The 24,461-nt window shown below is 53.4% G+C and carries 20 protein-coding genes and 1 pseudogene; 11 read left to right on the top strand and 10 right to left on the bottom strand.

Annotated features, from left to right (window positions below; genetic code table 11):
• Positions 1–91: 91 nt before the first annotated feature.
• Genes HBH1_RS10415 through HBH1_RS10425 form a run of 3 tightly spaced genes read left to right on the top strand, consistent with a single transcriptional unit; the run spans position 92 to position 3,095 of the window.
• Positions 92–1,204 (top strand): porin, encoded by a 1,113-nt coding sequence (locus HBH1_RS10415; protein WP_102662704.1) that lies wholly within the window; start codon positions 92–94, stop codon positions 1,202–1,204.
• Between the two features lie 41 nt (positions 1,205–1,245).
• A complete protein-coding gene (locus HBH1_RS10420; protein ID WP_102662705.1) occupies positions 1,246–2,517 on the top strand; it encodes an MFS transporter in 1,272 nt (423 codons plus the stop codon).
• 11 nt (positions 2,518–2,528) lie between these two features.
• The gene (locus HBH1_RS10425) at positions 2,529–3,095 is read left to right on the top strand and encodes a carboxymuconolactone decarboxylase family protein (protein ID WP_102662706.1); all 567 of its coding nucleotides are present in this window, start codon (positions 2,529–2,531) and stop codon (positions 3,093–3,095) included.
• Positions 3,096–3,218: 123 nt separating this feature from the next.
• Here the strand turns inward: HBH1_RS10425 and HBH1_RS10430 are convergent, their stop codons facing one another.
• The 9 genes and pseudogenes from HBH1_RS10430 to HBH1_RS10470 form a co-directional block, all read right to left on the bottom strand.
• Positions 3,219–3,479, bottom strand: a complete 261-nt coding sequence (locus tag HBH1_RS10430) for a helix-turn-helix domain-containing protein (protein WP_102662707.1) — start codon at positions 3,477–3,479, stop codon at positions 3,219–3,221.
• A gap of 310 nt (positions 3,480–3,789) precedes the next feature.
• On the bottom strand, positions 3,790–4,056 hold the full coding sequence (locus HBH1_RS10435) for an HTH domain-containing protein (RefSeq protein WP_102662708.1): 267 nt from the start codon (positions 4,054–4,056) through the stop codon (positions 3,790–3,792).
• A gap of 414 nt (positions 4,057–4,470) precedes the next feature.
• Positions 4,471–7,320 carry a DEAD/DEAH box helicase gene (locus tag HBH1_RS10440; RefSeq protein ID WP_102662709.1) on the bottom strand — a complete coding sequence of 950 codons (2,850 nt, stop codon included), beginning with the start codon at positions 7,318–7,320 and terminating at the stop codon, positions 4,471–4,473.
• A 416-nt stretch (positions 7,321–7,736) separates the two neighbouring features.
• Positions 7,737–8,842: pseudogene (locus tag HBH1_RS10445) on the bottom strand (IS3 family transposase).
• A gap of 480 nt (positions 8,843–9,322) precedes the next feature.
• Positions 9,323–9,976 carry a hypothetical protein gene (locus HBH1_RS10450; RefSeq protein WP_102662710.1) on the bottom strand — a complete coding sequence of 218 codons (654 nt, stop codon included), beginning with the start codon at positions 9,974–9,976 and terminating at the stop codon, positions 9,323–9,325.
• 59 nt (positions 9,977–10,035) lie between these two features.
• Positions 10,036–11,130 (bottom strand): hypothetical protein, encoded by a 1,095-nt coding sequence (locus HBH1_RS10455; RefSeq protein WP_102662711.1) that lies wholly within the window; start codon positions 11,128–11,130, stop codon positions 10,036–10,038.
• Between the two features lie 326 nt (positions 11,131–11,456).
• A complete protein-coding gene (locus HBH1_RS10460) occupies positions 11,457–11,867 on the bottom strand; it encodes an SHOCT domain-containing protein (RefSeq protein WP_102662712.1) in 411 nt (136 codons plus the stop codon).
• 247 nt (positions 11,868–12,114) lie between these two features.
• Positions 12,115–12,939, bottom strand: a complete 825-nt coding sequence (locus HBH1_RS10465; RefSeq protein WP_146012838.1) for a hypothetical protein — start codon at positions 12,937–12,939, stop codon at positions 12,115–12,117.
• A gap of 92 nt (positions 12,940–13,031) precedes the next feature.
• On the bottom strand, positions 13,032–13,763 hold the full coding sequence (locus HBH1_RS10470; RefSeq protein ID WP_102662714.1) for a hypothetical protein: 732 nt from the start codon (positions 13,761–13,763) through the stop codon (positions 13,032–13,034).
• Between the two features lie 169 nt (positions 13,764–13,932).
• On the opposite strand from HBH1_RS10470, the gene HBH1_RS10475 reads away from it, so the two are divergent.
• A complete protein-coding gene (locus HBH1_RS10475; RefSeq protein ID WP_102662715.1) occupies positions 13,933–14,292 on the top strand; it encodes a hypothetical protein in 360 nt (119 codons plus the stop codon).
• Positions 14,293–14,630: 338 nt separating this feature from the next.
• Entirely contained in the window at positions 14,631–15,464 is an 834-nt protein-coding gene (locus HBH1_RS10480; RefSeq protein ID WP_102662716.1) for a P-loop NTPase family protein, read from the top strand.
• Between the two features lie 272 nt (positions 15,465–15,736).
• Here HBH1_RS10480 and HBH1_RS24880 read toward each other — a convergent pair whose 3' ends face one another.
• Positions 15,737–16,114 carry a hypothetical protein gene (locus tag HBH1_RS24880; RefSeq protein ID WP_146012839.1) on the bottom strand — a complete coding sequence of 126 codons (378 nt, stop codon included), beginning with the start codon at positions 16,112–16,114 and terminating at the stop codon, positions 15,737–15,739.
• A gap of 731 nt (positions 16,115–16,845) precedes the next feature.
• Here HBH1_RS24880 and HBH1_RS24885 point away from each other — a divergent pair.
• From HBH1_RS24885 to HBH1_RS10510, 6 genes are all read left to right on the top strand, one after another.
• A complete protein-coding gene (locus HBH1_RS24885; RefSeq protein ID WP_146012846.1) occupies positions 16,846–16,989 on the top strand; it encodes a DUF4236 domain-containing protein in 144 nt (47 codons plus the stop codon).
• Positions 16,962–17,954, top strand: a complete 993-nt coding sequence (locus HBH1_RS10490) for a helix-turn-helix transcriptional regulator (protein ID WP_102662718.1) — start codon at positions 16,962–16,964, stop codon at positions 17,952–17,954. Before HBH1_RS24885 ends, HBH1_RS10490 begins: the two co-directional genes overlap by 28 nt.
• Positions 17,955–18,028: 74 nt before the next feature.
• Complete coding sequence (locus HBH1_RS10495; RefSeq protein WP_102662719.1) at positions 18,029–18,307, top strand: hypothetical protein; 279 nt, start codon at positions 18,029–18,031, stop codon at positions 18,305–18,307.
• A 17-nt stretch (positions 18,308–18,324) separates the two neighbouring features.
• Positions 18,325–18,501, top strand: a complete 177-nt coding sequence (locus tag HBH1_RS10500) for a hypothetical protein (RefSeq protein WP_102662720.1) — start codon at positions 18,325–18,327, stop codon at positions 18,499–18,501.
• Between the two features lie 158 nt (positions 18,502–18,659).
• Entirely contained in the window at positions 18,660–21,278 is a 2,619-nt protein-coding gene (locus HBH1_RS10505) for a PD-(D/E)XK nuclease family protein (protein ID WP_102662721.1), read from the top strand.
• Positions 21,278–24,451 carry a UvrD-helicase domain-containing protein gene (locus tag HBH1_RS10510; protein ID WP_102662722.1) on the top strand — a complete coding sequence of 1,058 codons (3,174 nt, stop codon included), beginning with the start codon at positions 21,278–21,280 and terminating at the stop codon, positions 24,449–24,451. The genes HBH1_RS10505 and HBH1_RS10510 overlap by 1 nt, the downstream gene beginning before the upstream one ends.
• Positions 24,452–24,461: the final 10 nt, after the last annotated feature.

Genomic DNA, 24,461 nt, shown 5'->3' on the forward strand with positions numbered 1-24,461 from the left:
GTGACGACGAGCTACAACCATAACAACGAAACCGAATGTCGCACTTGGCCGATAGGGCGTCGTGCGTCCTTCTGAAAGAGGAAAGAGAGACATGCAAAAAATCAAATGGAAATTCGGCGCAATTGCTGCCCTTGCTACGCTGCCCGTCGCTTCCTGGGCTCAAAGCAGCGTCACCATCTCGGGCATCATGGATGCCGGGGTTTCATACGTCAGCAATGAATCCGGGAAAAGCAATCTGCGGGCCGATAACGGCATCGGCGTCCCGAGCATCCTGTTCATCAAGGGACAAGAAGACCTTGGTGGAGGCACTGCGGCCATCTTCCAGCTTGAGAGCCAGTTCAATCTCAGCACCGGCGCATCCTTGCCCGGAAACAATCTCATCTTCGGACGTCAATCGCTGGTGGGTCTGAGGGATAACAAATGGGGCACACTCACCGCCGGCAACCAGTACGAATTCATGCACGACTCGCTGTTATTCGGCGGCTTTGATTCCGCGCTGACCTATGGCGGGTACTACACATTCCGCCAGGGACCGTTCAATGCCCTGGCGGTGCCGAACAACCCAACCGGCGCTTCGGACTTCGACCGCCTGGCCGGCCTGGCTCGCGTCGCCAATTCCGTCAAGTATCTGAGTCCGGATTTCAATGGCGTGACGTTCGGTGGGATGTATGGCCTCGGCGAGGTAGCGGGAGACACCTCGGCATCGCGCACCATCAGCCTCGGCACCAACTATGCCAGCGGTGCATTCGGCCTGGCAGCCGCATATACCGATGCGCGCTACTCCACCATGAGCAACGGTCACGACGGTATCCGCAACTGGGGTTTGGGCGCGCGATACCGGATCGGCGACTACAAGCTCAATCTGCTCTACACCAACACCCGCAATACCCTGACCAAGGGCGAGGTGAACGTCTATCAAGCCGGCGTCAACTGGCAGATGGATGTTGCCTGGAACCTGGGCGTCTCCTATGAGTACATGAAGGGGAACGCGCAATTGGCGCACAATTACGCCCATCAGGGAAATGCGACGCTGCAGTATTGGCTCTCGAAGCGGACCGATATCTACCTGCAGACCGTGTATCAGAAGGCAGGTGGCGACAACGCCACTACCCAGGCCTGGATCAACGGCCTGTACGGCCCGGGGTCTGCTTCCAGCACAGGTAGCCAAGCCATCTTCCGGATCGGCATGGCAACCCGTTTCTGAGCAGCCTACGCCCTGAATTAAAAGAACAGAACGGAGATAGTATGAATATGTTGTCCAGTGGGACTGCCGCCGCTGCGGTCGGAGAAGAGTCCTGGCGGTATCGCGGGTGGGTGGTGGTCCTTGCATCGATGATCGCCCTGATGTTCGGGCCCAGTACTGTGGCGGTGCTCAGTCTGGGGCTTTTCATCAAGCCCCTGGAAGCCGATTTTGGCTGGAATCGCACCCAGATCGCGCTCGCCAGCTCTATCGTGTCTTATACGGTGATGTTAATTTCCCCGATTCAGGGCTACCTGACGGACCGCTTCGGCGCGCGGGCCATCATCATTCCGTGCATCCCCTTGTTCTGCGTCGCCATAGGTCTGATGTACTTCATGCCGCCGGTGCCGTGGATCTACTACGCTGCGTGGGTTGCTCTGCCTGCTATCGGTATTGGTATCTTCCCGCTCTCGTATCGGCGTGTCGTCAGTTCCTGGTTCGACAAGCGCCTGGGCCTGGCGATCGGCATCGCCAACGCGGGTATTGGCATCGGTGGCGCAGTGATTCCACTCGTGATTGGAACGGTGGTCGTTCAACAAGGCTGGCGTGCCGGATTCGTGGGCCTGGCCGTGTTGGTCGCATTGACGCTACCCATTGCCTTCTTCTTCATCCGCGAAAAACCCGGTACCGAACCCAGAAAGGGAAAAGCGCAGAGCGTTCCCGGTGTTGATTTCAAGGAGGCCGCGCGCAGCAGGCAATTCAAACTGCTGGTCGGCATCTTCATGCTGCTGGGTATCATCAATACTGCATTGATTGTTCACCAGATCCCGATGTTGATTGATGCAGGCGTTACCCCACAGCGCGCTGCGATGGTGCAGGCGACCTTCGGCATCTTCGTCATCGTGGGCCGCTTGCTCACCGGCCTGCTTATCGACTACATCTCTGCGGCTTTGGTCATGTGTGTCCTCGCATTGGGAGGCACGATTGCCTGTGTGCTCTACGCGTACGGCGTCACCGGCGACGTGGTGTTCCTGTGTGCCGCATTGCTGGGAATGGTGCTGGGGGCGGAGTTCGATGTGCTCAGCTACCTTTTGAAGCGCTATTTCGGTATGCGCTCATTCGGCAAGCTATATGGCGTGATTTTCGCTGTATTCCAGTTCGGTGCTGGTGCCGGCGCCGCATTTCTTCCCATCATGCGCCAAGCCTCGGGAAGTTATCGCACCGGTCTGTTAAGCTTTTCAGCCGCCACCCTGGTTTGCGCATTGCTGCTCATCATGCTCCACCTGTGCGGTCGTATCGGGCAAGCTCAAGCACACCCCCATCATTCGAGTATTTGACAAGGAAGTCTATGGAACAAAAAGCAGGCGAACCTCGGCTGCCAGTCGTCGACGTTGCAACAGCCTCGCCAGAACAGAAGCGCGTTCTGGATGACATCTTGAACGGGCCGCGCGGTAACCTGGCAGGTCCTTTCCTCTCGTGGATTCATAGCCCTGAGCTGGCACAGCATGCACAGAAGCTTGGCGCATTCTGCCGCTATCACACGAAGTTGTCGTTACGGCTCTCTGAGCTGGCGATCCTTTGTACGGCTTCGAAGTGGCGGGCCCAGGCAGAGTGGCAGATTCACTATCCTATTGGCATCGATGCCGGACTGGATGAACGGAATATCGAACTGGTGCGCCTGGGCAAGGAGCCGAAATTCGCGCTTCGTGAAGAACAGTTGATTTGGGAGCTGGTGGAGGAACTCTATGAAACGAAGCGAATTTCAGAGCCGCTCTACAAAGAGGCAGAGCAGTACTTTGGTGTCGAGGTATTGGTGAATCTTGTTGGGCTGCTGGGTTACTACGCGTTGGTTGCCATGACGTTGAATGTTTTCCAGGTACGCCATGGAGATGGACCGCTGCCGTTTGAAGGGTAGTTGTCTCCGATACTGATTCTGGCTTGACGATATGCGGAGCGGGCCATGGTGGTGGCAATCGTTAGTTAAGAGGAATCGGACCCACTGGACCGGAGGCCCAGTTATGTGAGCGACGTCCCATAGTTACCACTCCAGCGCGGTGTTGAGCGGTGCCGGAGCTCTATCCCCAAGCCGCAGGTCCAGCTCAAGCGCTGCGCACCAAGTGAATAACTGCTTGGCACTGATTTCGTCTGGGTTGTGTTCCAGATGAGAGATTCGATTTTGGCTCAGGCCGAGACGGGTCGCTACCTCCGCTTGCGTGAGCTTCTTCCTCTTGCGTGTCGACACGAGCAGTTGGCCGAGCTGTGATGTGGTGAGGAGGGGATGGGAGATATTGATAGCCATGGTAAGAATATCCGATATCGAGATAAATCCATTTTATCTGAATTGCGGATAAAGTAAATATATCTGAATAGCAGATAATATTAAAATATCTGAATATCGGATATTTTTAAAGTATCTGCATATCAGATAAAACGAATGCGGCCTAGCTAGGGGGTAGTAGAAGCGTCAATGAGTCGAGGATGTATTCGCGGCTCCGAAGGGGATTTGTCTGTTGATTTGCTCGCAGAATTGACCCTCTCCAGTTGCCCCTCTTTCCAATGCCTTCCAAAGGCGGCCGCACGGTCGTACGACCCTTCATATCCCCGCTCTTTCAGGTCCAGAAACATCTGTTTCGGGGTTCTCGTTGCTTGCGAGATTTGACGGATTCCGCACTCAGCCAAGCAGAGAGCCTGGGAGCGAACTCATCAAGAGAGCTAGGCGAATGCCTTGCTGGGTATGCTGGTTCGATCGCATCCGAACGGATATAACGGCGAACTGTATTGCGGGAGATGTCCAGTCGGCGCGCGATTTCCCGGATAGAGATATGGTCTCTGATGTACCAGCGCCGAATAATTCCAAGTAGGGCCACGTCTATCACTCCGTTCTTCCGCTCGCTGTCATGAGCAGGATTGTGGTCTAAACATGGGTCAACTTAGTATGCAAACTTCTGGGAAAAAGTGGGGATGCGGATTTGGATGCAATTCAACACAACATATGTGTCTTAGAAATGAAAGCCATTCTTTTCATCTAATCCAGATGGCGCTGATTCAGGCTCAGAAAGGTTTTCCGCCCGTATAAGAACGCTTTTTAATTTTGCTGCAGCCCCCCTTTAAGTCTCGAAATCGCAAAAATCTAGAATTCAGAAATAAAAGGCGTTCCTTTCTAGTGCCAACACGACGAAGATGCCCGCTGGGCCTGGACATCCACGAATCTCAAAGTCCCGTTGGTCCCCCCTTGTTTAGTCGTTACTTCTCCTTTGCAAACCAGGTCAACGTATCCTCCATCTCAATTTTCAGTCGTGCGTAACTGTCGATTTTCTTCTGGGGATATGGTCCTTTTGTAGGTTCTGGATAATTCTGTATTGAATGGAATCGGTCTTCTTCGTCGGCCCTTGGGATTCTGAGGTTACATCGACGCCAGTCCAATCCTCCACTTGAACGAGTTCGCGTCGATACGGCAGAAGGTCTTTGCCAGGATGCTCGGTGAACTCAGTGCCTTCTAAAGATGACCCGTCGGCGAACCAGATAGTGGGCGGGTACTCAGTCAAGAACTCCTCAATCAAAACGGCATCGCTACGGGGGCCTGGCGTGATGTATGGCTTGGAACCTCTGATGTGGGTGAATGTCGCAGTGTAGTCCTCATCCTTGCCAGAAAATTCCAATCGATAGAAGCTCTCCCAGTCTTCCGCAAAGACTCGAAGCACAATCGGGTCAGCATCACCCCTGGGGGTGACCTCAATGTCGACAAAGGACGCGTTAGTTGCTTTGACTTTGGATATTGCAATAATGCTTGTACTGAGTGGTCTTTCCCATACCTCACGCGGCCATTCAACGGAAATGGCTGCCAAAACCGGAACGCTACCAATTTGGCGCGGTTTCAGAGTGCCGGCCAAAACGACATTAGGATCGATGGTGTCGTCAGAAATTTTCCTACCCAATTCACGTGCCCAGCGACTGAAACTGTCGATACGCAACCTTTGATTCGACCACACGCGTCCGCGTTTGGCCGCTCCCACTGTTATCTTGGTTTGATCTTGATAACCCGTTCCGGCGAGAACGGCACGCTTAGCTGTACGTCTCGCGTCCTGACCAATACGTGCCTCCACATCAGAGCCCATTCGCCCTGTGTATCGCACTTGGCGCCCCAAATGTTCTTCTAGACCGACGTTGTTCATTACCAATCGCGTGACGCCATGAAACGACCGGAATACGTCAGGGGCGACAATAAGCTTTACGTCATTGCCGCAGAGAGCCTTTGCAAGTTCCTTGTACTCCCCGCTGATGCCGGAGCCGTGGATGAAGAGTAACTCTAAAGAGCTATCCCAGATTGCAATCAAGAGCTCCCAGTTTGTCTCTTTGATTGATTCTACTTCGCTCCATCTGACGCCATTTTCAGTGACCGCCAAGATGACCAAAGTATTTTCTTCATCGTTGAGCGAGAAAAATAGCCTGTCTCGAGGAGAGCCGCGACGAAACCCCTTCTTAAAATCGGAAGGTCTCCAGGTTTTACATTCAGTCTGGTACACCACCATGCTGGCGGCTGGCCTGAGGTCCTTCAGTGGTACCTTGTCGATTATTCGTTTGAAGCCCTTGAAGAATTTTTGGGTCGACAATTCTTCGTCAATCGCCGTCCCACTTAGCTCTGGTAGAAGAGAATTCCAATCAGGGTCGCGAGAATATAGCTGTTGAAGCTCGTCCCTAACTTCGATGAGCGCAGTATTGGTGATGAACAGCGCATCACCCAAATCTTCTCTCGTGCGAGTGAAGCGACCTGCCAACTGAAGCGTGATGGCCAGGCTCTTACGGATGTCGTGGAAGGCGGCAATCTTGAGTTCAGGAAGATCGAAGCCTTCTCCAAGCATGTCGACGCATACGACAATGCGGGCGGCACCGCTAAACAGTTTCTGCTTTTCTATGCGGACCTGAGAGGCCTTTATCCCGGAATGGATCACAATCGCTTCATACCGGCCGGCGCCATACTGCTGATACAGCTTGAATACCTCTTCGGCTCTTGCTTTGGTATCGACGCGGGCCATCACGATGTGCTTACCAGTTCTGTCGTCATCTAATGCCTGAAGCGCTGCCTTCGCAATTGCAATATCGCCGGTCTCGGAATTGAACTCGCTGATTTCGTGAAACTTAATTGGCTTGAAATAACCCTCCTCTTGGGCGGTCTTCAAGGGATAGATATAAATCAGCTTGCCATCAATTTTTTGGCCGTCCTCTCGGAATGGCGTGGCGGTGAACTGGAGAACCCGCTTCTCAGAGAATGCATCCCGGAACGTTCGCCATGTTTTAGCCTCGGCATGGTGAGCTTCGTCGATGAATAAATGTGAGCACCAATGGACGATGCGCTTTCGCGCTGGTTGGGCAAGGCCGCTAAGGAGCTGGCTTGTCGTGACAACGACGTTGCAACCGGGAAAGAACGCATCGACGTCTTCAATGGTGGCCGGTTTGGATTGAAGGCGGCCGACTACCGGGCGAAACGCAAATTCATTCAAAATCTTGCTGTTCGGCTTTTTCAACATACCGAGGGTTTCGAACTTTTCGGCTAGTTGAGTCCGCAGAGCATCTGATGGAACTACCACTAGAACACGTTCACACCTGCAGGAGACAAGGACGGACAGCATGGTCTCCGTCTTTCCTGTCCCTGTCGGCATCACAATCGTGGCAATTTCATCGCTTATGCTCCAGTGCGCATGAATGGCGTGCAGAGCACCTAATTGCGGTTTTCGAAGACCGATGTGTGAGCCTGAGGGGTCTTCCTCTGAAAATCGAAAGGCGTGTTGCCAGGAGATGCGAGCGGCTCCTGCCGCTTTTGTCAGAGCCGCGGCGACGATTGCCGGCTCGGCTTCTGGCCACCATTTGCCGTCAGACAGGTCCAGTTCGTCGACATCCACTGAACCGAACTTTGCAATCAAGATCGGCGTGTTGCCGGAGGGGATTGCTGACTTCGGTTTCGTCGGAAATATGTATGCGTACTCGATACCGTCGTCTCCACGGAGGAGATATCCAACGGACTTTTCAAGAGTGAACGGCACAGCTTCGCATTCGATGTCGCGTGATGGGTAACTGATTTGAGATATCAGGCCCAAGCTTGATTTTTGGCTGACAGAAAGCACGGCAGGCAGTTTTACCCGCATGTATCCCCTCCATGAATGTCGAGTGCGAACCCATTTCTCCCCAGCAATGAGTTCGTTCAGTTAAGCACTGATTACGTGCAGGGATTATGCCCCAGTTTAATTGTTGGGATGTAAAGATGGGCTCTGAGCTGCGTCAAATGAATTGTTTGAGGGCACTAACTCAGGTCGAACTCACAGGGCTCATAATCCCTTGCAGCACTGGACAGTCCCAATGAAATTTTCTACAGGACGTACGTGGCAAACTACTGCTCCTAGAACGCTGCGACCGGGATGGGTAGTGACCAGCGAGAAGAGGCACACCGCTTCTACGAAGCAGTTGGCTTCTCGCGCGATGGGCATCGGCTTTCTCGAACGACGCTGAAATCGGCCGCTCTTACTCCGAGAGACGCTGCTGCGACAGTGACCTGCTCCCCAATTTAGTACGAGAACGACTTGGAGTCTGCGGTTAAAAAAGTCTCTGCAAACTGTTGCGGCGTCAGGTATCCAAGAGAACTATGCGGCCTCTCAGAATTGTATTCTCGTCGCCAGGCCGCAATGATTTCACGAGCATGCCGCATCGACACGAACCAATGTTCATTCAGGCATTCATCTCGAAACTTGCCGTTGAAACTCTCGATGTAGGCATTCTGCTGCGGCTTACCTGGCTCGATGAAGTTCAGCTTCAATCCGTTTGCATAGGCTCAGGCATCGAGCACCTTGCCGGCGAACTCGGGACCGTTGTCGATGGTAATCGATTGCGGCAATCCTCGAAGCTCTGATAGGCGCGACAGCACTGATACGACCCGTGTGCCTGGCAGCGACGTATCCACCTCGATAGCCAGGCATTCCTTGGTGAAGTCGTCTACGATGTTCAGGCAGCGCAAGCGGCGACCATCAGCCAATCCATCCGATACAAAGTCCATCGACCAGCTCTGGTTGGGCATCGTCGCTGGAACTTTCAGTTGCCGCTCCACGCCCGCGATGCGCTTCCTCTTGCGGCGCCTGACGCTCAGGCCGGCCTATCGATACACGCGGAGCAGCTTCTTTCGATTGACCTGCCATCCTTCCCGCTGCATCAATACATGCAGACGCCGATAGCCATATCGACGTTTTATGGCCGCCAGTTCGCAAAGACGCTGACGCAGTTCCTCATCGTCAGGACGACGGGACTCGTAGTGATATAAGGAGCGGGAAATTCCTATCTGCCCGCAGGCACGGGTTACGCCTAGACCGTGTGCATGCATGATGTGCGTCACGGCGCTTCGCCTATCCTGCGGGCTTACCACTTTCGGCCGAGCACATCCTTCAGTGCAGCGTTGTCCAACAGGCTTTCTGCTAGCAGTTTCTTGAGCTTGGCATTCTCGGCCTCCAGCGCCTTGAGCCGTTGGGTCTCGGATACCGTCATCCCGCCGAACTTGGATTTCCAGTTGTAGTACGTCGCGTCGCTGATGCCGTGCTTCCGGCATACCTCGGCCACTTTCATACCGGCTTCGGCTTCCTTGAATACGCCAATAATTTGCTCTTCGGTAAATCGTTTCTTCATGCTGCCTCCGTATGGGGCAGACTCTACGTCATTGCCGTACTAATCTCGGGGAGCAGGTCAAGTGAAACCCAAAGAGGCGGCTCATCTCTAGTTCTAAACTGTCCAACTTCCGTGGGCAGGTCATGAAAAACACCCCAAAGGTTGGATTTATGTCCAACTTTTGGGGTGCAGTTCACCTTTTTCAAAAGGGAAGCCTTTTATTTCTGGCCTACACATAGTTGTACTTGGTAGATAAATAGCCTACTTACGAGCGCCGTGATTTTCTAAGTGCTTTAAATTAAAGGACAATTCTAATCCAAGTAGGCTATCTTCCAAATCAAAGTACCCCCTTTTTCTCCGAAAACACCTCCGGATCGAAGATAGCCGACTACCGCTCTGGGCGGGCCTTTCGAGCCAATTGGACCTCGAAATCCCAAGTTGGACCCTTCAAGTAGATTGGTACGTTCTATTGGCGCATTTTCTCAACTGGACCGGCTTGGCTCAATAGTCTTTCTCGGGGGCCAACCTAGCCTTCACCTTCTGCATCAACTCATACGTTCTCTGTTCATCATAGTACGCAGCTGTTTCTGTAAAACGGCCTTGATTGTCTTTCGCTTTCGCACGCGGTGTCACGCCATCATCCAATAGTGGCGTGGTCAATTGGATAGATTTTCCGGTAGGCGATAACCAGAAATTGATCCTAAAATTCATCCCCGCTGCGTTCTGGATGACAGCTGTATTGGGTGTCCCATATGCCTTGGTATAAGGAGTAATCAAGTCAATTGGCTGGGCACTCGAAACAGTCACACCGATGTAATGTGCTTTATTGCCGGTGAAGTAAACAGTAACTGCTGCACCGTTACCAAAGAGTGTTTCGGAACCGCTGCAAGCGACAGGGTCCATTCCTCCGAAACCCATTCCATCCGATTTACAGTACGCGCCGAGCTTGGATACGTCCTCGCTGGACATGCCAAATAGGACTTTCTTGAAACCAGGGATATCGACGTTCGTCCGGTTGATCTTGGTCTCAGCCGAGACGCTGCCCGACATTAGCATCATCAAGAGCAAGGATGATAGCGCTGCAACTAGCTTTTTGTTCATTTTCACTATTCTCAGGAAGACTAGGGCGGTCACTTCGACAGTATTAATGGACACTGCAAGCGATTCCTAAGTCCAGATCATGCCGCTTGAGCGTCCGCAACTAAGATGGTCTGCTAGATATCGTCGATCATTATCATCCGATTATTTTCTGTCTCATCTTTAATTAGCTCGTCAGGGCTTTTGCCAATTTTCTGGCAAAAACTTCTCACGGCAGCATAGAGTTCGACCACTCCAACCGGATTTCCGTCTTCGACGGTTATAAGATTCAAGTTGGTAAGCCGTTTAATTGTTCTCTCTGACATAGGAGCATCGAGCATCTCGATGACTTTATTAACTGCCTCCTCGTCACCACCATTTTCAATCGTATTGCGGGCATCGATGGTCAATTGAGCTGCGCTTACTTCCTTGGCGATCTTTGCAATCGAGCGAACGCCTTTCTCAATATACTCATCGGCTAATGAATTTTCTCTTTGATCGAAAGCATGCTCTCTTCTCAACTTGCGAATCTCTTCGTTTCGGGAACGTCGAGCCCGCGTTTCACGAATCCGAGCAAATGGGCTCGTAATTGCGGCAATGAATAATGCGATAAATGCAGACCCACCTAGGAAGGCTATAAAGTAGGTGGGGCCGCGTAGTAGTTGAATCCAAATAGAATCAGCTTGGACCGTCCGTATCCACCATGACTTTCTGTTTGTGGTGGACTCTGCGCTGCTTAGGGGAATCGTCTGCATGCCCGAGATTTTTCCCAGGATGTTTATGGTCGGCCGACTTCCTTCGGCCCCTAGCACCAGGAAGTTAATCGTGATCGTGTCACCTGGCTCGATAATGGCCGGCGAAAGAGCGACGTGGCTCGCTCCCGGAGTTATCTTCACATTCTCAGATAGATATTCATTCGAAGCGCTAAGGCTTGGCCTATCGACTACTTGAGCATCTTTGACAGCAATTCGTACTGGCGCATCTGGGTCGAAATCATCTCGCTTGATAGCTGCACTACCATCGTTGCGAAGAGTCAATTCAACGGACCAGAGGCTTTTTTTTGCTTCGCGAAGGTTCACGCCCCTATAAGATATGTCGAGGCCACCGACGGGTTTCAATACGTCGAATACTGGCGAGAGACTATTGATGGTGCCGACTAGCATCGGCTTTTTTTCATAGAAAAAGCCCAGATATATCGCGAGGGCTACACTCAGGAAGGTTACTGCAGCCATAACTCCTGGCGATTTAAGCCAAGTCCAGATGCGAGATAGGGAAAGTTGGGAAGTCAAAGTGGGATATCCGGTGCCAGGAGGACTATGAATTGTGCCGAATCTTGAGCTTAAATCGTGGGTCCGCTGAAGACACTTCGGTATCCGAAGTACGGCAACGAAAGATCACAATTTGAACCGATTTGGTATTTGGTCGTGGAATTTTGTGTGTGGCTGCGACCGCTTAGGCCAACAGAGTCATGCATCTTTTATTAGGATTTAGGCGACGCACGGACGCTTGCTGTTGCGTCCGTCGAGGGCGAGCCCTTGCTGAAGCCTCTATCCCGAGACTACACTTCGCTCAGAATCGTAGCGCGTCTACATGAGTATTCTTCATCAGTGATCGCGCCGCTGCTATGTAAGCCTGACAGCCTTTTGAGGCGATCTTCGATAGAAGGGCCCTGCGACGCAGATTCACGCGTCTGGAACGCTGAGGCTCCCGCACATGCGGCATTGATATCATTCATCAACGCCACTTCGTCGAACATCGTGACGCCTTTCTTATCACGCGTCAGATTTGAATAGTGGCGACCCTTTGCCAAGGTGCTTTGCCTTAGTTCGGGATCAGCTGGCTTTTGCTTGAGTTGTTCTAGGCTCTGATGGTAGGCCTGCTTCGCGGCGTCCAATTCGCGCTGCTTTTTGATCGCCCCCCAGACGGCGCTGACGATCACAAGAACTACAATAATGCCAAATACTTCCATCTTAATCCCCCTATAAATCGCTAAATCAGGTTAGCGAGTAATTCAAGCCTCATGCAGAGGCCTGCCCCTTTATTGACTGTTGTACTTAACTAGGCTTCACACGCTTGGTCGGACGAATATCATTTCGTGATTACGTCGTTTTTACTTCTTCTAGTTGCTTCTCGGTCGCATATGCGCGGTGCTTTTGCAGAATATCTTATTAATTTAACTCCTGCACGCTTCGAGAGAATCAATGGGTGCCACGAGATCAAGGCTCAGCGGCTTTAGGTATCTTTGCCACTCCTAAGGACAACATCTTCCGATACTGGGTGTAACAGTGCATTGCACGCTCATATTGGCCACGATTCGAGTTAAGTGCGTCGGCCATTGCCAAAGGTGCTGTACCGCCGACACCGTATTGAACAACCATCTTCTCGGGAATGGGGATTGATATTGCTGTTCCATTAGGCTGCGCCTGTAATTGCTTAGCCTGAACTAAAGAGCGGGTGACCGTGCTCGTAATCCCGATTGCCAGACGAGGCCCAATCGCATGGCTTGTCCGATTACGATAGTCTGAAGTCTCTTTTCTATATTCATCGTCATCCAATTCAAATAACGCGTCCAAAAACTCAGTGCTATTTGGGGCAGTTTTGATTTGCCGTTTGAGGAATTTTTCCTTTTGTCGCCGACTAGGATAGTGCGGGGACTTCAGGTCTCGTGGATCGCTAGGTAGCCGGTCCTCATGCTGTGGATCGCTCGCGAGGTAGACCTGATGCATTGAATTGGTCGCAAGAAGCGTAAACATGTCGCGCATGGAACTTGGCTGGTAGAGGCAGCGATGAGCCGTTCCCTCTAGGAATTCCATGCGAATGTCCCAGGCATCCATTTCGCTAGCATGAAGGGAAATTACGGTATTCCATGCCTCCCACTTGCGCAACGCAACATGCCATTGATTGAGGCTGTTAATGAGTTCTCGCAACTCGTCCTTTACCATCAGTCGGCCGAATGAGCGCCACTGTACTGCATTCAAGTCATCGAAGTCGTACGGTAAATAGTTTTCGGTGAAGTTGGAATTTCCATTCTTCAGCTGCATCAGGTATTGCTCGAACGCGCTACGGAGGAGAGTTGCTCGCTTGTCGTCCAATATTGCTCCTTTTCGCCATTAGCAATTGGGTCAAATCAGCGCTACTGCGCGGCCGGTTCTCCCGCCACTGCCCATTGAAAGGCCCGCGGGTGCAAGTTCAGTTTCGCTGCTTTCACTTGCTTGGGCTTCAAATACAATTTCCTTAGGAGAGTGTTGTCGCGGATGCTCACAATGATGTCCAGGAAATCTCCCTGTTTCAATGTCTTGATAAACCGATTGATCTGGACATAGGCTGTGTAGACATCCAAGAGATTATCCGAGCGATACATTTCAGGGGTCTTCGACGTACGCTCCACTGCGATGATGTACCTTACTGCGTCGGGCGCGAGCTGCCTCGTCTTCTTGAATTCTTCATAGATGGCGGCGAGGGGAGCATATTGAACGCCAGGTTGTACCCCTGGAAGGTTTGCGACACGGTCCATCCGAAGCATCAAGTACCGCTTGGCGAAGGCCTGAGCCTTTTCGTCGTCGTTTGAGTCATCCGGCGGACGCTTTCCCCCGCCCAATCCATTGCCGTTCACTACCTCGTCTTCATCCTCCTGGACAGGTGAGAAGTCCCGGGTGGTGAAATCTGGTATCCCGCGCAGGAGCTCCCGGCCTCCCATCATTTTTGGGGCGCAGATGGGCCCATACGGGTATTCCCGGCCATCGCTCTCGTGCAAGATGAAGGTTGCCTTTCCGCTTTTGAACCCATGAATGCGTCCATTGTCGGCAAGCCGGGCGCAGTGTGTCTCTGGGTCGACGAAGTCGATTCGCAGGGGTATCAACGACATTTGCTCTCCTTGTGTCTATGTGGAAACTAATTCTAGTATGTCCGGAGAGGCGTGGTTGCACCTGGCGTAAAGGGCGATCAAGAAAGAGGCAAATAATCTGTTGAGCTGGGGTTGAATTCCCAATGCCGAGCTCAATCTCGACATTTCGCCAACTACCCTAAGAGGGAATATGAATAAGTATCTAGTACGAATCGAACTGCATCGGCCAACGGTCAAGGACCCCCATGAGCGCCTCCATGAAATCATGGAGAAGGCGGGTTTTAGCCGTTACATCATGAAGGGTACTGATGCGTACCATCTTCCAGATGCCGAATATTTGGGTAGTTCGAATGCTGATGTCAATGGTGTCATGGCTGCAGTGGTGGCTCTGGCTAGCCAGGTGCCGGCAACGGAGAGTCCAGGGGTCTTCGTCGTCCCGTTTGCTCTATACGCATGGTCCGGCTTAAAGAAGGTAGAGTCGGCCCGTTCGATAGACGTGAACGAGTACCTCAGGCAAGCATTGGCGAAGAAATTAGGCACAGGCAGTTAGACCACAATTTGATGAAGTAGAAATCCCTTTAGGGGATGTTGATGAAATGAATGAAGCGCCATCCGCCCGGCCTGCCATCTACGGCACGCCGGGCTTTCTATTCTGCCGGCGCATTTCTGATAATGACGCTCTTGTTGAGAGTCCATTCAATGCTCTTTACAAACTTGGGCTGATCCACTAACGTGTTATCAGCCGCCTCACGTCGGCTTGCGCGCCCACATAGCGAAGTGCAGTAAGGCAACGTGTCTATCTCTGGTTGCAAAGGGACTTCCCCTTTATCGCTACCTTTCTTGGTGTGTGGGCGTGCTGATGGTTGGTAGCTTTAATTGGAGAGCCCCATGGCCAACCCTTTTTCCGACGTTGATATCAAGAGCTTCCGACAGCAGGCGAAGCACCGTTCCCGTACCTCCAACATTTCTCATACTGAGGCACTCAATGCCATCGCGCGCGAGCAGGGCTTCAGCACCTGGGCGCTGTTGATGAAAAACGCTTCCCCCGAGGCTGCTGCTCCTGTCTCGGCACCAAGGCGTGAATACTTCCGTTTTGTCCGCACAGCGGAAGAGATGCGCCTGGCCATGCATAAAGTTCGAGCTCAAGGCCCGTATGACTACACCCAACCGGGAAGTCCGGCAGAGCGGGCGACAGCACAACTCGTAGATGAATTTGCGGATGGCGCAAATGCTGTCGATTTTGCAGTCGACTTTATAGAGTGCCTGCTGGCGGTCCCACAGTTCCGCATCCACCCTGAGTCACGGGCCAAAGCAGAGATGCGCTCCTGGTTGCCATACTTTGCATCTCCTCAGAACGACGACGCGCAGCTACTCGTGAATCGCCATTACAAGCCAGTAGGTCTAAGGACACCCAAGTGGGTGGAGTACGCGGAGTATTCGCATCTAAACGTTGTACTGGGTATCGAACAGCGACTGGCCATTGCGCATAAGCCCTCTGCCGTTGGTTTCTTGTATGCCGACGCTATTGCGCCATGGCACTCGCGCCAGAACGCCGAGCTCTACCTAGTGCGGCTGAAGGCGTTGCAACAATTTCTTCGTACGTTCCCACGCCGCACTGTGTCCTTGTCTAGCTTGACGTCGACTCCGCCGCGTAGCCCCGAACAGATTCGCGAGGCCTTCGCACAAGGCAGATTTGCCGAATTGAAACCCGATCAAGCGTAGAGAGAGTCAATTGCAGTTCAGCAGCCCAGCAGGCCTCGACGCCTAGCCGGACTTTTTCTTTGGCCGCCGCTCATCTTCGCCACAGTTGCCACCATCGGCGCATCACACCAGCAGAATGCGTCGTGATGTTCCGAGCTATCGCACCCGCATAAGAACGGACGTCGACGAATTGAGCTGGCTTTTTATGGACGAGCGCTGCTTATCTCGGAGGGACCGAAAGGGGCGACCAGCTAAGATGACGGCCCCCCCCCCTCCTGAGTGCAGATTGAGATTTATTCGTCGTTGTCCGGCTCTTTAGCTATGCCGGTGACGCGGTAGAGCAGGTCGTTCTTCGCCGCTCGCTGCCAGCCCGAGATGGTGCCCACGGGGAAGCGTTCCGGGAGGCGATCCACCATCTCTGCGCAGTTTCGGCAGAGCCAGGCACCATTCGAAATTGAGCGCTTCTTTTCGACGCTCATATCTGGGTTTGCTCGAGGGCCCTTGGGGCTCGCGGCAACGTCGTGGGCGGCAACGCCAATACAGACGAGTCTGTTCGTGATCGAATCGAAGGCAGTTGTTGATATGCCGCATTCTTCGTTTACGCATCTGTAGCCCACTTCGAGAGCGAGTTGCAATCGATCTTTTGGGGTGAAATCGGTAGGGCGAGACATCAGAATCTCCAAGTAATAGGGACGTGAGCCGGCACAGACCGGACGAGTGAAGTCCGCCTATGGTGTGCAGGCAATGTGACCAAAGAAATCGCACTGCATCCGCAGTTCGATACTGCCCGAGGTCGAGGGCGACATTTGGATAGATTTGTGAGCAACCACAGGGGCACTGAAAGTGCTCCCACGTTGCGTAGTTTCGCCCACCGACTTCGATGGGGGGCACCCGACTAGCCAAATTTCTTGGAGGGGCGATTTTTAGCAGTGGATTTCAACTGCTGGCGCTGGCGAATTCTCTCGGCAGGCGACAGAACTGCAGTGTCTTGATGCTGGATTCCCAGCTGATTTTTATAACGATTCAATTATGTGCCGTAGAACGGCTGCGGAAATGATGCCGTAGATGAATCCAGAAATCAAGTCGGTCATTCGTGTGCATTACGGAAGAGATGGCACTTCTATCGGCCGCAGGGTGAGATGGAGAACGCGGCATATCAACTACATCAATTAAAACGTTCATTCTCATCACACGATAATAAAAAACCAAGTATATTGATGAGCTTACAAACTGCTGACGTAACTGGTGCTGGGGAGTACCGATAGAAGGTTACGCAGCTGGGTCGCGACAATTGGATTCGCACGCTGCTTGCAACGTGCGGGAAATTTTGATGTAACTGGCCTTGCGAGGAAGGCTGTACTGCCATCCTGAGACCTCGGCAGCGGTTCAAAAATGAAAATAAATTGGCTGGGGATTCTGTAAGTCGTTCAAGATCGCGCCGGGCGTAGGTATCAACGTCAGCAAGCGACGCGTCAGAATTTCTGTCGGTGTCAAAAGCCTCTTTCGAAAAAGGCAGCCATGTCGAAGATCAGTATCGAGCGTATAACAAAAATCGTACGTCTTATCCGCCAACGTGGCGCCGTATCGATGGATACTTTCGTTGCCGAACTTGAGGTGTCTAAGGCATCTGTGAAACGTGACTTTGATTTTCTTCGAGACCGTCTAGGGTGCCCACTCGAATGGGATCGTAGTCGCCGTGGCTGGGTTGTTCGCGACGAGTTGGCGGATGGTGGCCGATTTGAGCTCCCCGGCGTTTGGTTCAACGCATCAGAGATTTTTGCGTTGTTGACAATGCTTCATCTGGTGGAGGGCGTCCAGCCTGGACTGCTCGATGAGCACGTTGGGCCACTGAAGTCCCGTCTTCGCGGCTTGCTCGCTGAAGGCACCAAGTCGGCTAAGCCGATTGAACGCAAGCTTAAACTTATTCATTTTGCGTCCAGGAAAGTTGAGTCAAAGCACTTTCAACTCATAGCGGGAGCCTTGCTGGACGGAAAGCGCTTGCGTTTGCGATATCTGAACCGTGATCGTAAAGAGCATACAGAGCGCGTCATCTCGCCCCAACAGCTGGTGCACTACCGAGAAAACTGGATATTAGACGCGTGGTGCCACTCCCGGGATGCCATTAGGTCTTTCGCGCTGGAGGCTGTTGACGATGTTCACGTTGTAGATGAAGCTGCTTTCGAAGTCAGCCAGGAGAAAATGCAGGAGCATTTCCGTAGCGGCTACGGAATTTTCGCCGGCCAGGCGGCTCACCGTGCTCGCCTGAAGTTCACCCCTGAGCGAGCTCAGTGGGTCAGCAAGGAGACTTGGCACCACGACCAGTCATGTAAGCATCTTGAGGATGGCAGCTATGTCTTGGAGGTTCCGTACTCCAACGACCAAGAGCTGTTGATGGACCTTCTGCGGCACAGTCCAGAAGTCGAGATTCTGGAACCACCAGAGCTGCGTCAGCGCCTTCACGCAGCGCTGTGCGCCGCTGCCAAAAAAAATCTCCCCGCCGCCAGCCAGTAGGTCGTTATTTGAGCTAGTGCTCACGCAATAATGAACTCATGCTCAACATTCTTACTGGTTAGGAGGTTGCAAAAATGAAGGTGAATTTCGCCCATCTACGGGAGCGTGCACAGAACGGCGGCTGGATTAATTTTGCCGTTTTCGAGGCTCGCTCGTCCTCTGGTACTCAAAACGATAACTCCCGCTTGCTGGCCGAGCTGACTGCCAAAGCACGCAACGCAAACCTTCGCATTGACCAAGCTGCTTTGGCCTTTATATCCGGGGGGCGGTTGCAGTTTTTTGGAAGCTCACCTTTGGTGAATTTCCTTTCTCGTAGTGGGCTTCCTGGTTGGACCCACTCACTCGACGTGTAATTACATAGGAGACTGAAATGGCCAAGAATCCTCCCGTTGGTGACAATGCTCGTCGCGGTGCTGTACGTGACCGTTCGCAAGTGTTCAACCCTACAAATCAGACCTGGACCAAGCGTGATACCGGCAACGGGCGCTTCATGGACCAAAAGAAGGATGGCGAACCTTTCAAGGGAGTTCGCAAGGAACACAAGTAACGAATGTGCTGCTCAAGAAATTGGGCAGCATTAGACCTTCATCAGATCAGTCGGGTCAACGTTCTGGGAAGTGAAGCCCGATCTTGCTGATGTTGCCTTTCGCTTGGACCGCGTAGGCACGGTTCCCAGACGTGCCTAAGCTATTTCTTTAACGCGCCATGCATGTCACCTTTGGTCTGAGTCTCGATGCCCGTCAGGGGCCGTCGCTGCAGAATTCCTTCAACGCCCCAGTTGTGGGGCGGCTCGGTTTTTTGTCGTTACTGGAAACGTATCTTGGATTGGCCAAACCTGAGGTCGCAGCGGCACAGCGCGTTGCGATCTATATGGGGCATTTGCAGCGCCATGACGACGGCACCCGCTTCTACAGTGCTTCGATGAGAGTCGACAGCGTCGGTACAGCGGCAAAGCTCCTGTCTTGGCGCGATGAGTGGCTTCTAGGTGGCTGGCGGGGAACGGCACTGGCGTCTCATCCCGTTCGACTTCGGGAACTGGCTCTGGTTGAATCGACCGCCGTTTCTATTCCCGCAGGAGAAGCTACTCGGTTGCAGTTGGTTGAGGAGATGCTCAAAAAAACTGGCCCTAGCCCGATTGCCTCCGTTTCCCTTGTTGATCCGTTGGAAGACTTTCCATCTTTGTGGCGGAGGGTACTCGCTTGCTTGCCGGACGTGGAAGTAAAAAATCCTATCCCGCATGGAGAAGGGGCGCTGCGCGCCTTACAAGAAAAGGCGATTCTTGTCATGTCGGGAAAGGAGCCGCTAAGCAAGATTCCGTCTATTGAGGACGGTAGTGTGCAGCTCGTTCGCACGCTCTCTTTTTCTACTGCTGAGCATTGGCTCAGTGCGCATGCTGCAGCGTATCCCATGGACCGAGTGGTTCTCGCAGAAGAACACGGTGACTCGCTCGATACCATGTTGGTTGCTACCGGGGGAGTTAGCTGCGGCTTTGAGAACCCCAGCCAACTTCGCCCTGCCTTGCAGGCACTGGGCCTGGCCTTGGAGATGTGCTGGACACCTCTTGACGTTGGTCGCCTGGTCGATTTCCTAGCTCACCCTGTGGGTCCCTTCAGTCGGAAAGCTCGATCCGCGCTCGCAAAAGCCGTCGCTGAGCAACCTGGAATCGGCGGAGCGTCCTGGATCAAGGCTAAGAACAAGATTGCCGAAGGTGAGGATGGAAAAAAACTGGTGCTCGAGATCGAGTTCTGGCTTGAAGGTGAGCGCTGGAAAAGGGATCAAGGCGTGCCCTTGGATGCCTTGCTTGCACGAACTGACAGACTCAAAGAGGCTATGCGACGCAGGTTGTCTGGCAACCCCGCTACAGTGGCCACTTTTGCACCCGCGCATCACCAATGCGCGGCTGTTTTCGATAGTCTCTCCGAACTTTCTCGGCAGGGAGTAAGCACGCTGATGCCCAGGCAGGTTGAACAGCTTGTGGCCCATGCGACGCCCACAGGTGCATCTAATCCCGGTGCTATTTCCCAGGTTGGGTGTATGCGCTCCGCAAGCAGTGCAGCCGCTTGTATTGAGCCAGCTGATGAGGTGATCTGGTGGATGCCTTCTACGCCAATGCTGGCGCAGCAACTCCCTTGGTCAAGTGTGGAAGTCCAAGCATTGAAGGAGTTAAATGTCGAGCTGCGGGACCCCTCGAAGCAGTTAACGGCCTTGGCCATGCAGTGGCTACGCCCTTTGTTGGCGGCTCGCAAACGCTTTGTAATGGTGTCGCCGCCTCCCGGCGCGGAAGAGCATCCTGTACGACAACTTATCCAAAAACTTATCCCGGACTTTGAAGCTCAGGCCCTGGACCTGGATGCTGCATGCAACAGCCAATTTCTAGGAAACCTGACTGAACGGGTCGAATCGCTCCCGTTCCCTGATGTGCAACGCCATATCCAGCTTCGCGGTCCGCTAAATCTGTCTACTAATTCACAGTCGTACACGGCTCTCAACGAGTTGTTCAACGCGCCTGCGCTCTTTGTGCTCAAACGCATTGCTCGGCTGAATCCAGCATCGATCCTTGCGGTGGAGGAGAGTAACCGTCTTTTAGGTATTCTTGCGCACCGTGTCTTTGAAATGCTCTTCGCGCGCGCAGATGCCCTTACATGGTCGAACCAAAAGGCCACCGACTGGTTCCGAGCTCAGGCCGATGAGCTGCTCCGTACGGAGGGCGCTATTCTCTTGATGCAAGGCGCAGGCATCAGTCTCCAGCGGTTCCAGATGACATGCGAAAGCGCAATCGGCTCGCTCTTGGATCATTTGCGGGGAGCCCAAGCAGTGCGTGTGCAGACGGAAGCTGAGTTCGATGGCGCACTCGGTCCGGTTCCATTGACAGGCAAGATTGACCTTTTGGTCGAACTGCCAGGCAACAAGCTTGTTGCGCTTGATATGAAGTGGCGCGGAGACAATTACTACTCTCGGATGCTGCGCGAGGGCGGTCACCTTCAGCTGGCCCTTTATTCCAGCCTAGTCAAGCAAAAGACTGGTACTGCGCCTGCGGCACTGGGATTCTTCATTCTGGAGAGTGGAGCGCTGTTCATCTCTCATCCTGGAGTCTTCCCACAGGCACAACTGACACCGCCACCGGATAACGTTACGGTTGAGACTCTTCTCGACCGTGCAAAAGCGACTTGGACGTGGAGAACTAGCCAGCTCGCAGAAGGGCAGATTGAAGTCGTTCCGCAAGAGGTCACTGACGACTACAACGGTCCCGACGGGACTTTGCCTGTGAAAGGACCCAGTCAGTGGGACCGGGACTATCTCGTGTTGCTGGGAGGGTGGGAGTAATGAATAACATTGAATTTGTGAGCGCAGGCGCCGGAAGCGGTAAGACCTATAAGCTGACCGAGACCCTCGCCCATGCCCTCGAGTCCGGAACCGCCCGGCCTCACGCCATTTTGGCGACGACGTTCACAGTGAAGGCCGCCTCGGAGCTGCGGGAACGCGCACGGTCATGGTTGCTGGAGAAAGGTCGTGTGGACCTGGCCACGGCCATTGGACAAGCCAGATTGGGGACAGTAAACAGTGTCTGCGGGCAGATGCTCAAGCAGTTCTGCTTTGAGTTGGGACTGTCCCCCGATCAGACCGTTCTCAGCGAAGGGCAAACGAAGCGGCTTCTAGAAACGTCACTTGCTGAGACTCTCGATTCAGCGGGGCAGTCCGTGTTTGTTCGGCTTACCCGAAAATTTGGCATCGAACAGGAAGACTGGGCAAAAACTGTCAAGGATGTAGTCAAGGCCTCCTTGGACAACGATATTGAGCCCGTGACGCTGCGGCAGATGGGGGAGCGTAATGCAGATCAGATGCTCGCGAACTGGTCCGCGCCTACTGCCGGCGTAGACCCAACCGCAGTTCTTTCTGGGACACTTGCTACGGCGCTCCAAAATGTCTCATCTTATGTCAACGCACAAGTTGCTGCTGGTACAAATGTGGCTAAGAACCTCCAGGACGGTTTAGCCGACTTACAAAAGCTCGAACGTGCGTTTCGTGAGGGTCGATGGTCTTGGCCGGATTGGCTTGGTGCCGCAGGTCTCAATGCTGGCGCGAAGGTAAAACATTTTCTCGATCCCGTGAAAGAGGCAGCTCAAACGCACGAGTCCCATCCGGCCTTCCACGCTGACGTGCGGCAGTATTTGGAACTGGTGTTTAATCTCGCTGCCGACGCTCGAGATGCCTACTCTGAAGCCAAGAAAACTCTGGGGGCCGTGGACTTCAGTGACCAAGAAGTGCTATTGCTTCGTGCGATTCGAGAGAACGCGAGCGTTCGAGCGGTCTTGGCTGACGAACTTGATCTCGTGATGGTTGATGAGTTCCAGGATACAAGCCCTCTTCAGCTAGCTCTGTTTGTGGAGCTAGCTAAATTAGCCAAGCGTTCCATTTGGGTCGGTGACCCCAAACAAGCGATTTACGGCTTTCGAGGGACCGACGCCAGTCTCATTTCCGGAGTCATCGGAGCTATCCCGGGTTGGGGCGGCACTATCGGAGAGCCTCTCACAACATCGCGTCGGTCCACTCCAGCCTTGGTCTCGCTTACGAATGCAGTGTTTGGGGATGCTTTCCTGCCGGACCTCGCACCACAGGACGTTCAGCTACAGCCCATTCGCAAGGAGTTGCCTGATCAGCCTTCGCTTTTGAACTGGAACTTTGACAGCGACAAGAACGGTACGGACTATCTAGCATTGGGCCAGGCTATTGCGGAGCTACTTGCCTCTAAGATGCAGGTGGAAGATAAGAAGACAAAAAACCTTCGGGAAATCCGACCCGGTGACGTAGGAGTTCTTTGTCGGAAAAATGACCAAGTGAGCTTGGCCGTCACGTCACTTACTCGATGGGGAATTCCGTCGGCAAGTCCTCGTGCAGGCTTGCTAGGGACCGCAGAGGCAATCTTTGTTCTCGCTTGTCTGCGTCGCATGCATGATGTTAGCGACACGGTTGCATCTGCTCTGGTGCTTACGTTGGCAGAGGCTACCCCTGTAGCCACATGGCTTGCGGACCGTCTCGATTACCTTGAGCAGGCCGACGTCATTGCTCACGAGTGGAAGACAATCGGCGATTCAGCCCATCCCCTTCTTGTGCGCCTCGAAGGACTGCGGCCTTCGTTTTCGTCTCTGACACCGTTGGAAGCTCTGCGCCTATCGGCTGCGGAATCGCACGTCGCTCAGCTTGTCGCCCAATGGTCCAGCTCTCCGCATGAGGCTCATAATAGATTGGCCAATGTTGAAGCGCTGGTTGAACTGGGAAGAAATTACGAAGACGAGTGTGTTGCTGCTAAGCGACCGGCGACAGTCAGCGGGATGTTGAGATGGCTCGATGCGGCTGCGGAAGCGGAAGATGACAGCCGAGCGGCGACAGCGGATAACGCCGTCACAGTTCTCACATATCACGGCTCCAAAGGTTTGGAATGGCCAGTGGTTGTCCTCACCGCGCTTGGGGAAACAGCTAGGAGCGCCATTTGGAGCGTGCGAGCACGAACGGAAGGCGCTTTTGATCCGCAACTGCCGCTTGGTAATCGCTTCATTCACTGCTGGCTGAAGACTTGGGGCAAGCGTTCTGCTCCCCAGGCTGCGGTACGTGCAGAGGCAAGCGCAACCGGGGTGGCCATGCAGCAAGATGCGGTGACTGAGAATAAACGCTTGCTTTATGTTGGGTTGACCCGTGCCAGAGATTTGAACGTTCTGGTGTCGTTCGCCAGAAAATCTGGACCAGTACGTAGCTGGGTGGATGAGGTTCCGGGAGCAAGTCCGATTCTATTCGGTCCATCTGAGGAACTGTCCCTGGTTGATCAGCAGCGATGTTCAAGAATCTCCAAGGTCTGGAACAAAGATGAGTGCGCGATAGAGCCACCGGTGCGGGCATCGCAGAACCGTCATTGGTTCGTTCGTCGCCCTTACGCGTCACCTATGCCCTTGTGGCATCGGCCGAGTAGCGCTGTTGGCGGACAGTTCGACATCATTGAGGCCATAGATATCGGCATTCGCATTGCATTAACGGGGAAGCCCGATATGACGGAATTGGGGACGGCAATCCACAATTGCATTGCTCGGGCTGGTGCACGGGGAGCAGTGGAGACGTCCGATGTCAGTAGCATTCTCGGTTTCTGGGGTGTCGGTAATGCTGTTGACAATGCCGCGGTCGTCGCGCAACTAATCGCCTTCCGTGCATGGTGCGACGAACGCTGGCCTGGTTGCCCGACCTTTGTAGAGGTTCCAATTGAGGCCAATTGTTCCGATGGAACGTGTATCAGGGGGCGTATTGATTTATTAGTGCAGTCCCCTAAGGGATGGATTCTCCTCGATCACAAATCCAACCCAGGTGGATCGGAACGGAATGAGCGGTTGGTTCTGGAGCACGGTCCGCAACTAGCTGCGTATGCGGAGGCACTGTCTACTGCAACCGGAATGTCAGTCGTCGAGCAGTGGTTATATCTTCCGGTCGCTGCTCGAGCGCTGCGCCTTGCATGAATTTATTCCG

Source organism: Herbaspirillum sp. BH-1, assembly GCF_002870055.1.
GTDB lineage: Bacteria > Pseudomonadota > Gammaproteobacteria > Burkholderiales > Burkholderiaceae_D > Herbaspirillum > Herbaspirillum frisingense.

Excerpts from the sequence above, each read along its gene's own strand:
- HBH1_RS10415 (WP_102662704.1), top strand. The coding sequence starts at position 92 with ATGCAAAAAATCAAATGGAAATTCGGCGCAATTGCTGCCCTTGCTACG.
- HBH1_RS10420 (WP_102662705.1), top strand. The coding sequence starts at position 1,246 with ATGAATATGTTGTCCAGTGGGACTGCCGCCGCTGCGGTCGGAGAAGAG.
- HBH1_RS10425 (WP_102662706.1), top strand. The coding sequence starts at position 2,529 with ATGGAACAAAAAGCAGGCGAACCTCGGCTGCCAGTCGTCGACGTTGCA.
- HBH1_RS10430 (WP_102662707.1), bottom strand. The coding sequence starts at position 3,479 with ATGGCTATCAATATCTCCCATCCCCTCCTCACCACATCACAGCTCGGC.
- HBH1_RS10440 (WP_102662709.1), bottom strand. The coding sequence starts at position 7,320 with ATGCGGGTAAAACTGCCTGCCGTGCTTTCTGTCAGCCAAAAATCAAGC.
- HBH1_RS10455 (WP_102662711.1), bottom strand. The coding sequence starts at position 11,130 with ATGGCTGCAGTAACCTTCCTGAGTGTAGCCCTCGCGATATATCTGGGC.
- HBH1_RS10460 (WP_102662712.1), bottom strand. The coding sequence starts at position 11,867 with ATGGAAGTATTTGGCATTATTGTAGTTCTTGTGATCGTCAGCGCCGTC.
- HBH1_RS10465 (WP_146012838.1), bottom strand. The coding sequence starts at position 12,939 with ATGCAGCTGAAGAATGGAAATTCCAACTTCACCGAAAACTATTTACCG.
- HBH1_RS10470 (WP_102662714.1), bottom strand. The coding sequence starts at position 13,763 with ATGTCGTTGATACCCCTGCGAATCGACTTCGTCGACCCAGAGACACAC.
- HBH1_RS10475 (WP_102662715.1), top strand. The coding sequence starts at position 13,933 with ATGAATAAGTATCTAGTACGAATCGAACTGCATCGGCCAACGGTCAAG.
- HBH1_RS10480 (WP_102662716.1), top strand. The coding sequence starts at position 14,631 with ATGGCCAACCCTTTTTCCGACGTTGATATCAAGAGCTTCCGACAGCAG.
- HBH1_RS24880 (WP_146012839.1), bottom strand. The coding sequence starts at position 16,114 with ATGTCTCGCCCTACCGATTTCACCCCAAAAGATCGATTGCAACTCGCT.
- HBH1_RS10490 (WP_102662718.1), top strand. The coding sequence starts at position 16,962 with ATGTCGAAGATCAGTATCGAGCGTATAACAAAAATCGTACGTCTTATC.
- HBH1_RS10495 (WP_102662719.1), top strand. The coding sequence starts at position 18,029 with ATGAAGGTGAATTTCGCCCATCTACGGGAGCGTGCACAGAACGGCGGC.
- HBH1_RS10500 (WP_102662720.1), top strand. The coding sequence starts at position 18,325 with ATGGCCAAGAATCCTCCCGTTGGTGACAATGCTCGTCGCGGTGCTGTA.
- HBH1_RS10505 (WP_102662721.1), top strand. The coding sequence starts at position 18,660 with ATGCATGTCACCTTTGGTCTGAGTCTCGATGCCCGTCAGGGGCCGTCG.
- HBH1_RS10510 (WP_102662722.1), top strand. The coding sequence starts at position 21,278 with ATGAATAACATTGAATTTGTGAGCGCAGGCGCCGGAAGCGGTAAGACC.